Source organism: Geothrix limicola (genome assembly GCF_030268085.1).
Classification (GTDB): Bacteria; Acidobacteriota; Holophagae; order Holophagales; family Holophagaceae; genus Geothrix; species Geothrix limicola.
Genome location: NZ_BSDE01000001.1, coordinates 1,314,971 through 1,331,989, shown reverse-complemented (window position 1 = coordinate 1,331,989; position 17,019 = coordinate 1,314,971). Strand labels below are relative to the sequence as shown.

Sequence of the window (17,019 nt, the reverse complement as noted above, 5' to 3'; positions counted from 1 at the left end):
TCCATGGATCTGCGCAAGGAATCCGCCCAGGGCTTCAGCCTTCGCGGCGGCTACACCGACGCGCTGCCCTGGATCCAGGGCATGACCTGGAAGGCCGGCCTCAGCCTCGATGCCTACAAGGTGATGTCCGAATTCACGGGCACCCTGATCCCCCAGGACAACCAGGGGAATCCCTACGATGACGGCTCCGGCAAGGACTACTACGAAGGCTGGGCCATCTCGAAATCCAAGGTCAAGGTCGGGCTCGGCGCCTTCGTGGGCGTGGGCCTGCCCCTGAACGACGACCTGAGGATCGAATTCAACCTCCGCAGTGTCTCCACGGGCCACTACGACTACCACCCCTTCACCTACACCGGCGCCCCCGCGGTCCTGGAAGAGAAGTCGCGGCAGGCCGTCGTGTTCGAAATCGCCCTGGCCCTGAAGCTCTAGTCGCTGATCCCGAGAGGAGACGTTCCCATGCAGAACCGTTCCAGGTTCACCCCCATTCTCTTAGCCCTGGTCGCCTCGTCGCTGATGGCCCAGGAAACCACCGGCAGCGTCACGGGCCACGTGACCAGCAAGGCCGGCCAGCCGCTGCCCGGCGCCGTGGTGCGCATCAGCTCCCCCAGCCTGCTGGGCGAGCGCACCACCGTGGCCGACGCCAACGGCCAGTTCCGCATCCCCATCCTGCCCGGCGGCATGTACACGCTGACGGCCTCGTTCAAGGACTACGCCACCAGCAAGGGCAGCTTCCAGATCCTGGCGGGCCAGACCTCCAAGGCGGATGCGGTGCTCACGCCCGTGGGCGACATCCTGAAGGTGCAGCAGGCCACGGTCGAAGTGGTCTCGGCCACCACCCAGGTGGACAAGACGGAAACGGTCACCCAGACCAACATGGCCATCGAAGAGATCAACCAGCTCATGTCCAGCAACCTGGAGGCCGTGACCTACCTGGCCCCCGGCATCGCCAACCCGGGCGGCTCGCCCCGCATTCGCGGCGGCTCGGGCAACAGCACCAAGTGGCTGCTGAACGGTGCGATGGTCAATGACCAGGCCTGGGGCTACGACATGGGCGACACCACCATCCAGGACATGATCGAGTCCGTGGCGGTGATCCAGTCACCCCTCAACGCCCGCTACGGCAACACGGACAGCGGCCTCATCTCCATGGTCACGGTCAAGGGCACCAACACCTTCTCCGGCAGCATCCGCTCCAAGTACTACGCGGCCGGCATGGAGGGGACGCCGGTGAGCTACCCCAACCGTCTGGGGCAGACCGGCGGCGTGTACCCCAATGCCGATGACGCTTCGCGCACCTATGACGTGGTCTTCCGAGGCCCCATCTGGAAGGATCACCTCACCTTTGCCTTCGGCGGCACCTACTCTCCGAGCCACCCCACCTACACGCACCTGGACCGCCTCATCAGCGATCCCGCCCTGCCCACGGACAAGGCGGGCACCTACTTCAAGCTGCCCAACGGATCCGTGCTGCGTCGCGCCGACACCTATCAGCAGGGCGCTCTGGAGCCCACGACGTCCAAGGCCTCCTTCAATCAGTTCGTCCTCTTCTGGCAGCTCAATCCCAACCACCAGCTTGAGTGGAACTACACCCAGAACGATCAGCGCTCCACCTGGTACACCTACAGTCCCATCAGCACGGCCGGCGGCGGCGACGACGGCGTCACCACCCGCGTCTGGGATCTGGCCTACAAGGGCATCATCGGGGCCTCGGGCGTGCTTGAAGCCCGCTTCGGACGGACCTTCCGCTACTGGCCCCATCCCACCACCCCCGGCAATCCGCCCATCCGCCTGCTGTACGGGCAGTCCGTGTTTCCGAGGTCGAACGGAACCTACATCGCGAATTCGTTCTACGATCTCGCCAGCAACAACACGCGGAAGTGGACCAACGGTTCGAGCATCGACCAGGGCGACACCTTCTTCGACAACACCCTCGTCATCAACTACGAGCACGTGCTCACGGGCAGCGGCGGTTCCAGCCACATGATCGACATGGGCCTGGAGCAGCAGAAGTTCCAGTGGGACACCCGCAACCTGGGCAACCTGCCCCCCATGAGCTTCAACATTCCCGGTCAGCTGGCCACGAACTACACGCTGGCTGAAACCGGCGGCATCGATCCCGCCACCGTGAACGGCAAGTACATCGTCATGAACTGGCAGGCCACCTACGCGGACGCGGGCGGTGTCGGCTCCAGCCTCCTCTACGATCACGGCAAGCGCGTGCTGATCCCCAGCCTCCGCTGGTTCAAGGGCAATGAGAAGGGCACCTACTACCAGCCCACCAACAGCTTCTACATCAATGATCTGTGGACCCTCAACCAGAATCACAGCCTCATGGCTGGCCTGCGCAGCGACACCATGAAGGTGGAAGACAACACGGGCACCGTCCACTCCTACAGCGTGGTCACGCCCCGCTTCGAGTACAAGTGGGACGTCTTCGGCGACCAGAGCCGCGTGTTCAACGCCTCCTACGGCCAGTTCCACAACCGTGTGCCCGGCGGCCAGTTCCAGCAGTTCGTGGATCGCCGCCTGGCCCAGGACTACACGTATTACTGGACGGGCACGAACCCCAATGCGGCCACGCCAAACGCGCCGTACCTCGTAGACAAGAGCGCCATCCTGAATCCGGCCAATTACACCAAGCTGGCCAGCTACTCGGGCCCGGGCACCTTCATCCTCGATCCGAACTGGAAGGCGCCCATCGCCACCGAGTACACCGTGGGCCTGCGCCGCAGTTACACCAGTGGCATGTCCTGGCGCACCACCCTCGTCTACAAGACCTGGAAGAACCTCTACGACACCTTCCCCGAATACAACACCACCCGGCTGTACAGCCCGGCGGACCCGACCGTCTACAACGATGTCTACCGCCGGATCACCCGCAACGATCCGGATTCGGTGAAGACCTACAAGGGCTTCGAGCTGGAGTGGAACATCTCCTTCACTCAGAAACTGAAGTTCTCAGGCAACTACACCTACGGCCGCACGATGACGAACGCCGCCATCGTGAACGATTCCACGGGCTCCGGGGTGCTGAGTCCCGGCAACTTCCGCGACTACTACGACACGAGGTACCCGCGCGACGCCTTCAACCCCACCAAGCTTCAGGACCCCGAGCACAACGCCAAGGCCTGGTTCGTCTACGACCTCAGCCGCCCGAAAGTGAAGTCCAGCCTCAGCTTCCTGGTCACCTACATCAGCGGCACGCCGGACTGGCGCTCGACGACCATGGACATCGGCTACCCCAGCAGCTACTACGGCGCGAACCAACCCTCGGGCCTGGGCAACACGCTCACCCTGGTCCAGCCGGGTTTCACAATGGAGGAGAGCTTCACCACGTCGCTGAAGTACGACATCGAACTGGAGGTCAAGCGCGGTGCCAAGGTGTTCGCCTCCATCCAGATCAACAACCCCTTCAACACTCGCATGAACGGCTGGAACGGCATCGGCGCCTACGGCGACAACAACGAGGTCTACGGCAGCCCCCAGTACGTCACCCACGGATGGCGCGCGAGTTCGGACCTTTCGGATGCGGGAACGGGCAGCGCCCGCAATGGTGCGCGCTCCTTCACGATTGAAGCCGGCCTGCGGTTCTAAGACCTGGAGACATGACCATGAAAAAGATCCTCAGCAGTCTCGCCGCTGTGCTGGCCCTCGCCTCCGCCGCCTCGCTCCGGGCCCAGGAAAAGGACGGCATCGTTCTTTCCGCCGCCATCCTCACGCCCCACGGCGACGCCCTCGACCTCAACCGCCAGACCATGAAGGGCTACGGCTTCCAGGTGGGCTACCTCAGCCATCCCGAAGGCTACGGCGTCTCCTTCCTGACCTACTTCGGCCACCAGATCCTGCCGGGGAAGGAGACAACGGACGCCAGCACCTTCAACCTGGCCGCCAACCTGATCGGTGTTGATCTGAACTACAAGATCGACGGCACGCCCCTCAGCATCTACACGGGCCCCTCCATCCACCAGTGGCAGGTGGAGCGCCGCGGCGGCGATCCCGTCACCGCCAACCAGGGCGATCAGAACTGGAAGCTGGGCTGGCGCCTCGGCGTGAAATACGTCATCAACGAGGACTGGTCCGTGTCCACGGGTTTCACGCAGACCCAGTGGCGCAGCCGCGCCAACCTGGACTACACGCCGGGCCTGAACCCCAGCCGCCCGGCCTACTGGACCTTCCAGGCCAACTACCGTTTCTGATCCAGCCTTGGCAGTCAGGATCCGCGTGATGGCGCTCGTCGTCCGCGCGGATCCTGATCTCCGATTTTTTTCTTCAAGAGCCACATGATCCAGCTCGAGCATCACCGCGCCCCCGTCTTTCTCAGACCCGTTTCCCGCCGCCTCCTGCGCGACCTCGCGGTGGCCTGTCTGGCCCTGTGCTGTGGCCTTCGGGTCGGCGCCCAGGAGACCTACCATGACGCCCAGCACAAGGGCGCCCAGGGAGGGGGCTCGCTCACCCAGTCCCAGGCCGCATTCCCCAAGCGACCCGGCATCTACCGGAAGGGCTGGATCGATCTCAACAAGAACGGGGTGAAGGATCCCTACGAGGATCCCTCGCTTCCGGTGGAAGCGCGCATCCGGGACCTGCTGTCGCGCATGAGTCTGGAGGAGAAGACCTGTCAGTTGGCCTCGGTCTACGGGTTCGCCATCGTCATGAAGACGCCTTTCCCCGAGGCCTCCTGGCGCGATGAAGTCTGGAAGGACGGTATCGGCCAGGTGGTGCAGCACCTGCAGGGGCGGGGGGAGACGGACCTGGGTTGGCCGGCCTCGAACCGTGCGCGGAACGGGAACGAACTGCAGCGTTTTTTCATTGAGCACACCCGCCTGGGCATCCCGGCCCTCATGGGCGCCGAAGGCATCAAGGGCGTCGAAGCCAAGGCCAGCACCTGCTTCCCGGTGCCCCTGGCCCTGGGCGCCACCTGGAACCCGGAGCTGGTCCAGCGTGCGGCCGAAGTGATGGGTCGCGAGGCCCACCTGCTGGGCCTGGGCACCCTCTGGTGCCCGATTCTGGATGTGGCACGGGACGCGCGCTGGGGCCGCTTCGAGGAGAGCCTTTCCGAGGATCCCTGGCTGGCCTCCCGGCTCGGCGTCGCCATGGTTCGCGGCATCCAGAGCCAGGGTGTGCTGGCCACGGCGAAGCATTTCGGTCCCTACGGCTACGTGAAGGGCGGCCGCGAAGGCGACGCCCGCACGGATCCCCGGGTCACGCCCCGCGAGATGGAGGAGATCTCCTTTGCGACCTGGAAGGCGGCCATCCGCGAGGGCGGGTTGATGAACGCCATGGTCTGTTACGCGGATTACGACGGCGTGCCCCTCCATGCTTCCGAAGAGCTGCTTCAGGGCCGTCTGCGCCGCGACTGGGGCCTGAAGGGCTACCTGATCAGCGATGCCGACGGCATGGAGCGTCTCGCCACCATCCATGGCACGGCGCAGGACGCCAAGGACGCCTACCGCCAGTGCGTGAATGCGGGCATGGATCTCTGGCTCAGTTTCGAGCATCCCAAGGTCTACGTGGAGGCCCTCCGTGACCTCGTGAAGACCGGGAAGATCAGCCGCGACACCCTGGATCGTCGGGTGGCCGAAGTGCTGTATCCGAAATTCGCCTCGGGTCTTTTCGACCATCCCTACACGCCCGAGGATCCTGCCGCGGACGCGGTGGTGGGTGGAGCCGCCCACCGGGCCGTGGAACTTGAGGTGGAACGGCAGTCCCTGGTCCTGTTGAAGAACGAGAACCACACCCTGCCCCTGGACCGGAAGAGGCTGAAATCCCTCGCCGTCATCGGCCCCGTGGCGGATGACGCGGGCGTCGCCCTCAAGCGCTACGGTCCCTATGGCACGGCGGTGACGACGATCCTGCAGGGCCTGCGTGAAGTGGCGGGTCCGGGGCTCGCGGTGAAGCACGCCAAGGGCTGCGCCCTCGTGCCGAAAGGCTGGCCCGAAAACGAGCGCTACGCCCAGCCCCTCAGCCCTGGGGAGCGGCAGGGAATCGACGAGGCCGTGGCGCTTGGCCGCCAGTGCGACGCCATCGTGGTGGCCGTGGGCGATTCCGGATGGACCACCAGCGGCGAAAGCCGCAGCCGCACTTCGCTGGATCTAGCCGGCCGCCAGGAGGACCTTGTGCGGGCCCTGCAGGCCACGGGAAAGCCCGTGATCGTGGTGCTCTGTGCCGGGCGTCCGACGACGATCAACTGGATCCAGGATCACGTCCCGGCCATCCTTCTCGCCCACCAGCCCGGCGCCAGCGGCGGGCAGGCCATCGCCGAAGCCCTGTTCGGGGACCTCAATCCCGGCGGCAAGCTGAACGCGACCTATCCGCGCAGCGTGGGCCAGCTGCCCCTCGCCTTCCCCACCAAGCCCAACGGCAACGATGAACGGCTGGGCAACTGGTCTGCCGGGCTGGTGGGCCCGCTCTATCCCTTCGGCTACGGCCTGAGCTACACGAGCTTCCAGTACGAGGGGCTTCAGGTCGAACCGTTGAACGATCCGAACGGCTCCTTGGTGCGCGTCAGCTTCGAGGTCCGCAACGCCGGCGCGTGCGCGGGCGACGAGGTGGTGCAGCTCTACACGCGCCAACTCCTGGCTTCGGTCACCACGTACGAAAAGCGGCTGGGAGGCTTCCAGCGCGTGCATCTGCAGCCGGGGGAGCGCCGTCGCGTGACGCTGGACCTGACTCGCGAGAATCTCGAGATCCTCGATCGCCGCATGCACTGGGCCGTGGAGGCCGGGGATTACAAGGTGATGGTGGGCGCCTCGTCGGAATACATCCGCCTGGAAGGACGCTTCACGCTGAGCACCGCCCCTTAACCCTGGGCCCGCCGAGGGCAGCGCCCCGATAGGGATTCAGATGGAACGCCGTCCATCCCTTGGGGAAACCATGAAGAGGAAAAATGAAGATTCCATACATCTGCGTTCTCACCGCACCCGCCCCCCTTGGGCGCGTCGCCTCGATTCTGTTGCGTGGCTTCACGGCCGCCTGCATGGCCGGGGCCTTATTCGGAATGGACCAGCCTTTGAATCACGGCTGGCGTTATCAGCGCATGACGTCCACCCAGGCGGATGCCACGCCGGCGGAGGCTCAGCCCAGATTTGAAGACGGAAGCTGGGAACAGGCAGTCCTGCCCCACACGGCGCGCATCGAAGCGCCCGGGACGGCCAATCATCACTTCCAGGGCCTCTGCTGGTACCGCCTTCCCCTGGCCATGAGGCCCGAGTGGCGCGGGAAGCGCGTGGGCATCCGCTTCGACGGGGCCATGCAGCGGGCCGAAGTCTTCGTGAACGGCCAACTTCGCATGACCCATGAAGGCGGCTACCTGCCCTTCTTCCTGGACCTCTCGGCCGAAGCTTCCAAGGGCGGCGAGGCCCTGATCGCCCTGCGCCTGGACAACCGAGACATGCCCGGAGTTCCGCCCGGAAAGCCCCTGAAGGACCTGGATTTTTGTTATTTCGGCGGGCTCTACCGCGGCGCCTGGCTGGTGGTTACGGATCCCTTGCGCATCACCGATGCGGTCGAAGCCGATCGCCCGGGAAGCGGCGGCCTCTCCATCCGCTGCGAGGAGGCCACGCGCGATTCGGCTCGCCTCTTTGTCCAGACTCACATTGCGAACGGACGCGGAACCGCCGCCCATATCCGGATTCGGCACACCCTGCTGGAGCCCTCGGGACACCCCGCTGCGCGTTGGACGAGCAAAGTGGAGAGGTTGGACCAGGGCCGTGAATCCTTGTCTCAAATCGAACTGCGCATCACCCATCCACGCCTTTGGCACCCGGACCATCCCTGGCTCTACACCCTGCGTACCGAGCTAGTCACGGATGGCAAAATGCTGGATCGACGGGAAACCCGAGTCGGCCTCCGGCGCGTAACCATGGAACCCGGCAAGGGCTTTCGGCTGAACGGCGAACCCTTGGAACTCCGAGGCGCCAATCGCCACAACGACTACCCATGGCTGGGGAACGCCATCCCGGACCAGGCCCAGGAACGGGATGCCCGCCGCTTGAAGGCGGCCGGATTCAACTTCCTGCGCCTTTCCCAATACCCGCAGAGCCCCGCCTTCCTCGATGCCTGCGACCGCCTGGGACTGCTGGTGGCGCCATGCATTCCGGGTTGGCAGTGGTACCTGGACACGCCCGACTTCAAGGCGGCCGTGGAGCGGGATCTGCGCCAGCTGGTGCGGCGGGACCGGAACCACCCCTCCGTTCTCTACTGGGAGACCAGCCTCAACGAAACCTACCAACCGCGCGATGCCTTCTATCAGCACCTGGTGCGCGTCGCCCACGAAGAGCAGCCCGGCGATGGCTGCTTCACGGGTGGCGACACCCTGGGGCGGAAGGATGCGGCTTCCATCGGCTACGACGTGCCCTACACGCTTTGGACGGATTTCTACGAGCGACCCATGGCCAAGGAACTCGCAGGCCGCGTGGGCTTCCATCGCGAGTACGGGGACTACGAATTCGGCGGTGAGAACAGCACAAGCCGCATGGCCCGCGGGGATGGCGAGACCGCCCAGTTGCTTCAGGCCTGGAACTACCAGTGGACCCATAACCAGAACCTCAGCTGGACCTGGACCCTCGGCGATTGCATCTGGGTGGGCATCGATCACTTCCGCGGCTGTTCCGAGGATCTGCCCATCAGCCGCTGCGGGGCCCTCGACTACCTGCGCCTGCCCAAGTACGTCTACCACTTCTACCGCAGCCAACGGGACCCCAACCTTCGGCGCACCAATGTGGACAGCGGTCCCATGGCCTTCCTCGCCACCGAGTGGACGCCGCGGCCCACGGGGAAGGTGGTCGTGTTCTCCAACGGCGACGAGGTGGAACTCTTCCTGAACGGCCGCAGCCTGGGCCGCCGCAAGCCCGATGCGGGGCCCGACACGTCCTACCAGGTGCCCATCCCCGACGCCGATCCCAACTACTGGCAAAAGGGCGAAGTCACCCGTCAGGACGCCGCCAAGGGGAGGGGCCAGCGGCAGATTCCTGGTGATGTCATCGATCGGATCTTCGACGGCGGAAACGCGCGCCACCTGGACCATCCCCCCTTCACCTTTCCCGCCGTGCCCTTCGAACGTGGCGAACTGAAAGCCGTGGCCTACCTCACGGGCCGGCCGGTGGCCGAGCACCTGCGGCGCACCCCCGGGACTCCCGCCCACATCGATCTTTCCGTCGATCTGGCGGGCGTGCCCCTGGCGGGAGATGGCGCCGATGTAGTCTTCGTGAGGGCGGAGATCCGCGATGCCTCGGGCACCGTGGTGCCTGAATCCGGCCGTCCGGTGCGCTTCGAAGTGCAGAGCCCCGGTGAGCTCCTGGGCGGCCCCGTGGCCCGCGTGGAGGCGGGCATCGCCTCGGTGCTGCTGCGGGCCAAGGCGCCTGGCCGGATCAGGGTCCGGGCCGTGGCAGAGGGTCTCTCAGGCTCCGAACTGTCGGTGGATGCCGGCTCCTGAGGCCGTGTTCTGATGGGGTTGGGAGGGACGATTGAAAGGTAGCGGATCCATGGCATTCCTGCGTGCTCTCCTGTTCTGTGCGGCCTTTGGCGCCCTGGCGGCGCCGGGCGCCTTTCCAAGGCCCGACCGTATCCGCTACGACGGTCATTGCCTGACCCTGGACGGACAGGACACCCTGGTCTACAGCGCCGCCTTCCACTATTTCCGCTGTCCGAAAGAACTCTGGCGGGACCGCTTCCGCAAGATCAAGGCCGCGGGCTTCAACACCGTGGAAAGCTACGTGCCGTGGAACTGGCATGAGCGCAGCATGCCCGCAGGCCTGGACGACTTTTCCAAGTGCGACTTCCGGGACCTTCAAGCCTGGATGCGGATGGCGCACGACGAATTCGGGCTCTACACCATCCTCCGCCCCGGCCCCTTCATCTGCGCCGAATGGTCCGGCGGCGCCTATCCGCGCTGGCTCGCCAAGTTCGCGCCCGGGGGATCGGATCTTTGGCTCCGGAGCGCCCATCCGGATCACATCCGTTGGGCCGAACACTGGTACGCCGCCGTGGTCCCTGTGCTGGCGCGAGAGCAGGTGACGCGCAAGCCCAAGGGCGCCAAGGGACTCATCCTCGTGCAGCTCGAGAATGAGTACGACAACCACGAGTGCGCGGGCAAGGAGACCCTGCTGCGCGCCCTCCGCGGGGCGGCCCTGAAAGCGGGGCTCGAGGTGCCACTCTTCACCTGCCTGACGGAGGAATGCCGCGCCAGCAAGGATGCCGAGTTGTCGCAGGTTTTCGATTCGGACAACTACTACGTCGGCCTTCGCGAGGCCTCGAGCTGCGCCCACCGGATGGCGGACCTGCGGCGGCGCCAGTCGGATGCTCCAGGCTTCGTGACCGAATTGCAGGGTGGCTGGTTTTCCCTGGTCGGCGGCCGGCTGAGCGAAGAACACTACTCCGACGAACGTCACTTCCAGGCCATCGCATTGATGTCGCTCCTGGGCGGGGCCACGGGCATGAACGTCTACATGGCCTGCGGCGGCACCCACTTCGAGGGTTGGGGTGCGCGGGGCATGACCACGACCTATGACTACAATGCGCCCATCCGCGAGAACGGCACCCTGGGGCCCAAGTACGCGGTGGCCAAGGCCCTGGGCGGATTCCTTCGCGTCCATGGCAGGGCTCTCGCCCGCGCCGAGGGGGGCCCCTGCGAGCTTCAGGGCGCGTCCAAGGAACTGGTCGGCGGAGTCCGGGTCGCGCAGGACGGCACCCGCTTCGTGTTCCTCCATAACTCCGGTGACGCGCCCCTGCGCGGAAAGGTGCGGGTGATGCCCGCATCCGCCGCAGGGGCCGATAGGCCGATGTACAACACGGATCAGCACGGCAATCAGGTGCTCGTGAAGGCCCGTGGACAGGGTGTTTCGGCCGCCTCCATCCCGAGTTTCGAAATCGGCTATGAGTTGGAGGGACTCGGGTCCAAGGTGCTGGTGCTGCCTCCGGGGCTCCCCGTCGAGGGTGGGACGTGGTGGCCCAGGCTGTCGGCAAAGAGGGCGCCGATCCAGGTCCCGGGCGCGCCCGTGCGCCTGCTGCAGGTCCAGGCCCGGGAAGACGCCTGGGACCGGGCGCAGTGGCAGCCTTTGACCGAAGGGGTCTCGTTGCCGGAGCTGGGCGTGAGCGACCACCGCTACGTCCTCTACCGCGCGCGGGTCAGGCTGGATGCGGTCCAGGCGGCACGGGAGACGAACCTGCTCTTCAACACCTTCAGCCGTGACATCGTCAGCGTCCTCGTGAATGGCCAGCCGGCGCGGCGCACCTTCCCCCTCGATGCGGACGCGCAGTCCTGGCCGACCCGGAAGGCCGATGCGCGCATCCGTTCCGATGAATTCGACAACCGCTTCGACGTCGCAGGCCTGCTGCGCGAAGGCGGAAATGAGATCGTCGCCGTCTACGAGAACCTGGGCCATGCCCACGGCTACGTGCCCATGGAGGAACTGTCGGGCCTTCGCCGGGCGGGTCTATCCACGAACGAGGCCGCCCTCACGCACACGCTGTCCTGGGAGGTGGCCCCGGACCTTGGAGGCCTCGCGCTGGGGTGGCAGCGGCCCGAGACCAGGGTGGAAGGATGGAAGAATGTGGATCTGGACGGCTCTTCCGCCATCCCGCGCAAGGGCAACAGGACCCAGCCGAAGGGCGCACGCACGGGCCTGGTCACCTGGTACCGCGCTGAATTCGAACTCCCTCGCGGAGCCGCCGGCGCGCCTTGGCGCGCCCTCGTCAACGCCTCGGGCAACGGCTACCTGTGGCTCAACGGGTACAACCTCGGGAGGCATTGGGAAGTGGGTCCCCAGCGGGAGTTCTACCTGCCGGAGTGCTGGCTCAGGACGGGGAAGGGGCGACGAAACGTGCTCGTCTTCGCCCTCCGCCAGACGGCGGATGGAGCCCTTCTGAAGGCCCTGGAGATCGCCCCGTACACCGAGGTGGACCCTCCGAAGCGGTGAGCCGATCCAAGCTTTCAAGGGGCGGAGAGGGGGCTGGAGACTCGATGCTGCCGGAATTGCGGCTACCCTGAGAAATCCCCTGGGTTGGTCCACCATGTTCCTTCGGCGCACCGCAGTCTGGCTGCTTCTGGGCGTCTCGGCCTGGGGTGAGGTTCCCGTACCCAGGCCTGTGGCGCATGTGGTGGATCGGCGTCAAGGCTTCACGGGTTCCTATCCCAGCGTGATGATCGAGGACAGCCAGGGGCGGCTCTGGGTCGGCGCGGACGCGGGGGGTCTGTTCGTGGGCGACGGCCTCCGCTTCCTGAAGGTGAGCCTGCCCACGGAGCTTGCGGGGATGCCCATTCTGGGGCTCGGATCCGACCACGCTGGGCGGGTCGCCGTTCTGACGCCCCGGGGGCTGGGCATCCTGGATCACGGTGCCTGGCGAGTCCACGGGGACATCCGCACGGACCTGGGGATGAAGCTTCCGCGATTCAACCGGATCATCGAGCATCCTTCGGGAACCCTGCTGGTGATCTCAGACGACCAGGCGTACCGGATCGAACCCGGCGCAGCGCCGCGTCCCATGGCGCTTCCGGGCTCCCGCGCCGAGGGCGTGCCGAGGGTGGCATGGCAGGGAAACCAGGTGGTGGCGCGCCGCGCGGGGCATTTCTGGCGGCAGGAAGGAACGGACTGGGTGTCGCTGCCCGACCTGGCCCTGCCCGGAAAAGCTGAACGGCCCGAGGCCTTCTTGTCGGATGGCGATGGGCACCTCTACCTGCTCACGAGGCGCCAGCTCTTTCATCTGGGACCCGCGGCCCAGGCCTGGGACGCGCTCCCCTTTACGCCGTCTCCGGATTGGCCGAACCGGATGACGCGCCTTGGGGATGGCCGGATCTGGATCCTTCAGGAGGGTGTGGCCCTGACGGCCTTCCGGGGCGGCCTCATGCGGCACCCCATTCCGCCGGATCTGGCGACCTACGAGGCCGAAGCCCGGTGTGTGGATGCCGAAGGGAATCTATGGATCGGAGCGGCGGATCTGCTGAGGCTGCCCAGGCTCGGGGTGGTGCGAGTCCACGCGGGCCGCGGGGCCCCTCCTGCAAAGATCGTGTGGAAGCAAATCCGCGATGGGGCAGGCCGCCTGTGGGCTGGATCCGGGGCCGGGGTCTACATCCTGGAGGCTGAGCATTGGCGGGCCCTTCCGGGCGTGTCATCCGGGGAAAGTTTGGCTCTGGGCCCCGATGGCGCAGTCTACCTGCGAAGCCAGCAACAGCTGCTGCGGGTGGATCCGCGAACCCTGCGGATCCAGAACCTGCCCATCCCAGGGGTCAGTTCGAAGGCGGGCATCCTTCGTGGCCCCTTCAACTCCGGCGCCCGGATGTGGGTGCGGGACGTGCGAGGCCGCCTCCTCCAGGGGAGTCTGGGCAAGTCCGGATGGGCGTGGAATCCGGTCCCGCTTCCGACCGAAGGGTTCACCCCTGCGGCCCGCCTTTCGGTCGATGAAACGGGCCGTCTGTGGATCTGGCAGGACGACCGCACCTTCTGTCGGGAAGGGGATCACTGGGAAGAACTGCCCCCGGTGGGCGGCGAGGGCCTGATGGGCTTTTCCTTCCGAACCCCGGATTCGGGTTATGGTGTCCTGCTCAATCCGCCAGGCCTGCTCGCACTACGCCGCACACCAGGCGGCTGGAAGGCCGAGACGGTGCTGCGGGCGGACCAGCTCAACGGCTTGGGGTACATCTACACCATCCGGCAGGAACCCCTGGGAACGCTGTGGCTGGGCACGGACCGGGGCGTCGTCCGCCTGCAGGTGGATCAGCCGCTGGTCCAGCAGCGATATGGCATGGAACTGGGGTTGCCGTCCGAAGACACGGCCGAAGAGGGGCTGCTGGTCGAAGGGACGGATCGGGTCTGGGTCGGTACCGCCGCCGGACTCGCGGAACTGAGGCTGAAGGGAGGTCCCGCCGCGCCGCCCATGGCCGCGCCCTCGATCCTGGAGGTCCGGTGCGGAGCCTGGGCCGTGCAAGGGCCATCCTCCACCTTGACGGTGCGATACCGGCAGGGGTCCGTGGTCTGGGAGCTCGGCTATCCGGGCCCCGTGCGGGGCGAGGCCGCCCGCTTCGAATTCCGCGAGGCGGAAGGGCCCTGGGAGCCTCTGGCGGGATCCGCACTGCAGTTCCCGGAGATTTCACCAGGCCATCACCAGTACGAGGTGCGGGCCAGATCCTTCCTCGGAGAATACGGGCCTTCGCGGCGTCTGGACATCCACGTCCTCCCGCCCTGGTACCGGCTTCCAGTCGCCTATGGGGCATGGACGTTGCTCTTCGCCGGCAGCGTGGTGCTGGGTGTGCGCTGGCGCATGGGCCTGCTTCGGCGGCGCAACAGGGAACTGAGGATCGCCGTGGACCGGGCGACGGAAGGGTTGCGCGCGCGGGAGCAGGAACTGGAAGCGCTGAACCTGCGCCTCTACCGCATCAACGATACGAAGAACCGGGTGATCGCCATGGCGGCTCACGACCTTCGCAACCCCCTGGCGGGGATCCTCCTCTCCAGCGAACTCATCAAAGAGGAGGAAGGTGCGGAGCTGCTCGAATCGGCGGAGCAGATCAGGACCCTGGGACAATCCATGTCCGACATGATCCAGCGCCTGCTGGACATCCACGCCATAGAGGCTGGGCATGCGGAGGCGCCGCGCTTGGCGCCCATGGACCTGTCCGAAGCCATGGAGGCCGCGCAGCAGCGGGCCCAGTGGGGATTTGCGAAGAAGGGCATCAGGCTCCTCATCGAATCGCGCCCGCCTGCGCGCGTTCAGGCCGATGCCGCGCAGGTGGGGCAGATCCTGGACAACCTCCTCAGCAATGCCCAGAAGTACTCACCGGCCGGTACCACCGTCAGGCTGCGCGTGGTGGAGGCCGAGCGCCGTTGGCGAGTGGAAGTCGAGGATCAGGGGCCGGGCCTCACCTCCGAGGATCTCACCCGGGTCTTCGGGGAATACGCGCGCCTCAGCGCCAAGCCCACGGCGGGGGAACCCTCCGTGGGCCTTGGGCTCTCCTTGGTGAAACGGCTGTCCGAGGCCATGGGCGGTCGTGTCGGCGTCGAGAGCCGGCCTGATCAGGGGGCCACTTTCTGGCTGGAACTGCCCATGGCCTGAGGTTCCGTCTGGCGCTCAGGCCTGAGGCGCGGCGGAGGTGCCGGCCTCCTGGGGAAGGCGGAGCGTGAAGGTGGTGCCCATTCCGGTGGCGCTTCGCACGGAAATGGAACCGCCGCTTTGCACCAGCGTGCCGTGAACGGTGGAGAGCCCGAGCCCTGTCCCCTTGCCGGCGGGCTTGGTCGTATAGAAGGGTTCGAAAATGTGTTCCAGGTGTTCGGTGGCGATGCCCTTGCCGTTGTCCTGCACCTCGAGCAGGGCGTAAGGCTCCACTGGATCCTGCCAGGCCCGGAGGGTCACCAGGCCCCGCGCCTCCATGGCGTCCGCCGCGTTGGAGGCGAGGTTCAACAGGATGTGCTCGAGCTTCTGGGCATCCATGAACACGGGAAGCGGGCTTTCGCTGGCCTGCACGACGATCAGGGCCTTGGTGCCTACGACGCCCTCCAGCGCAGCCTGGCAGGCGCGGAGATACTCGCCCAGGTCGAAGGTGATCGGATGCAACTCCTGCTGGCGTCCCACTGCCAGGATGTCCTGCACCAGCTCGAGGGCTTTGGTGGTGGCCTGGTCGATGGCTTCCAGGCCGCGGGGAAGTTCGGGTGAGGGATCATCCATCCGGAGCAGTTCGATCCAGTTGCGGATGACGCCCAACAGGTTCTTGAAGTCGTGGGCGAACCCAGCGGCCAGGCCGGCGATGAGCTGGGTGCGCTGGGACCTGGCGAGTTCGCGCTGGCTCTTCAGCAGCTCGGCACTCCGGGCCTGGACGCGGACTTCCAGTTCATCGGAGAGGTTGTTCAGATCCCGCACCGCGAGGTACTGGCGCAGCATCATCACCGCCCCCAGCAGGGTGCCGGTGATCACCAGGATCCAGTCGAAGACCTGGCCGCGGAGCATGCGGATGGCCCCGTAGGAAAGCGCCACCACGGAGGGCAGGTAGGGGAGCAGGCTGGGGCGGTCGCGCAGGCGCCGGCCGGAATCGGGCCACTGGATCTGGTCGGGCCAGCAGGCGGCCAGGCCGAAGCAGGTGAGTCCCGCGAGCCAGAGGAGATCCATGTGCTCGGAGATGCCGAAGATGCCGTAAAGCCCCCGGATCTTCCCCACGGAATAGAAGGGCCACCACCCCACCATGACGATCAGGCCCAGGCGCAGGAGCAGGCCTGGCCTTCCCAGGCTCACCCGGCGCAGGCGGGACTCCTGGAAAATCCAGAACGCGCCGAGGGCGGTGCTCAGGAGGGGATAGATCAGGGTGTAGGCGTTGGAGCGGCCCGGCTGGCCACTGGCCTCCACCAGGCTCCGGAGGAAGCTGCCCCATGAGATGAAGAAGATCGCGGTGCTGATGAGCAGACCGTCCAGGAGGGCCTGGATGCGTTCGGTGGGCAGAAGCGATTCCACCGGGAGCTTGAGAATGCCCCATCCCAGGAACCCCATGCTGGCGAGGTAACCGAGGTGCCTCAGGCTGGGCAGGGGCTCGGCGAGGTCGAGCAGATCGTGGGTGATCACCATGTGCAGCGTGGCGAGGCCCAGCGTCATCAGGGACCAGCTCAGGGCGCGCCAGAGCGGATGGAAGGCGAGCGGGGGTCGCCTGGATCGCCACCAACAGGCCCAGGCAACCCCGCCACAAAGGATCACCCGGCCTAGGTCATCGGCCACCACCACCCAGACTTGGGCCGTGCCCACGCGGAGCATGGCTTCGACCAGGGCGGAAGTGCCTGCCAGGGCGGCGATCAATGCGCCAAAGCGCCACCAGCGTTCAAGGCCGGATGCGGGAGCGGGAGCGGGGGCGGTGTCGGTGGTGGGCATCAGGGGGGGCTAGGGGTGAATGCGGCGGGATAGCCATTCTGTCGTCCGATTCCACCGGGAGGTTAGCTCTGGCAGAAAGGGGTTTGTGCGGTTCTGGCGAGCCTCTCGTCACTCCCCGGCGACATCCGGCGGGGCGCCCTTGACGGAGCAGGCGGAATGCGGATCTTGGGTGGACAGACAAGG

General features: G+C 66.3%; 8 protein-coding genes. 7 read left to right on the top strand and 1 reads right to left on the bottom strand.

The window, feature by feature from the left end; genetic code table 11:
- The 7 genes from QSJ34_RS05790 to QSJ34_RS05760 form a co-directional block, all read left to right on the top strand.
- Positions 1-429: hypothetical protein (locus tag QSJ34_RS05790; protein WP_285571559.1), on the top strand; the 429-nt coding region annotated here is incomplete at its 5' end.
- A gap of 27 nt (positions 430-456) precedes the next feature.
- Entirely contained in the window at positions 457-3,594 is a 3,138-nt protein-coding gene (locus QSJ34_RS05785) for a TonB-dependent receptor (protein WP_285571557.1), read from the top strand.
- Positions 3,595-3,605: 11 nt separating this feature from the next.
- Positions 3,606-4,196: an outer membrane beta-barrel protein gene (locus QSJ34_RS05780; protein WP_285571554.1), complete on the top strand. Its 591-nt coding sequence runs from the start codon at positions 3,606-3,608 to the stop codon at positions 4,194-4,196.
- Between the two features lie 84 nt (positions 4,197-4,280).
- Positions 4,281-6,800, top strand: coding sequence for a glycoside hydrolase family 3 N-terminal domain-containing protein (locus QSJ34_RS05775; protein WP_285571552.1), 2,520 nt, complete (start codon positions 4,281-4,283; stop codon positions 6,798-6,800).
- 233 nt (positions 6,801-7,033) lie between these two features.
- Positions 7,034-9,430, top strand: coding sequence for a glycoside hydrolase family 2 protein (locus QSJ34_RS05770; protein WP_285571550.1), 2,397 nt, complete (start codon positions 7,034-7,036; stop codon positions 9,428-9,430).
- A 49-nt stretch (positions 9,431-9,479) separates the two neighbouring features.
- Entirely contained in the window at positions 9,480-11,912 is a 2,433-nt protein-coding gene (locus tag QSJ34_RS05765; protein ID WP_285571548.1) for a beta-galactosidase, read from the top strand.
- 94 nt (positions 11,913-12,006) lie between these two features.
- A complete protein-coding gene (locus QSJ34_RS05760; protein ID WP_285571546.1) occupies positions 12,007-15,042 on the top strand; it encodes a sensor histidine kinase in 3,036 nt (1,011 codons plus the stop codon).
- A 15-nt stretch (positions 15,043-15,057) separates the two neighbouring features.
- Here QSJ34_RS05760 and QSJ34_RS05755 read toward each other — a convergent pair whose 3' ends face one another.
- Positions 15,058-16,764 (bottom strand): sensor histidine kinase, encoded by a 1,707-nt coding sequence (locus QSJ34_RS05755; protein ID WP_285571543.1) that lies wholly within the window; start codon positions 16,762-16,764, stop codon positions 15,058-15,060.
- Between the last annotated feature and the right edge of the window lie 255 nt (positions 16,765-17,019).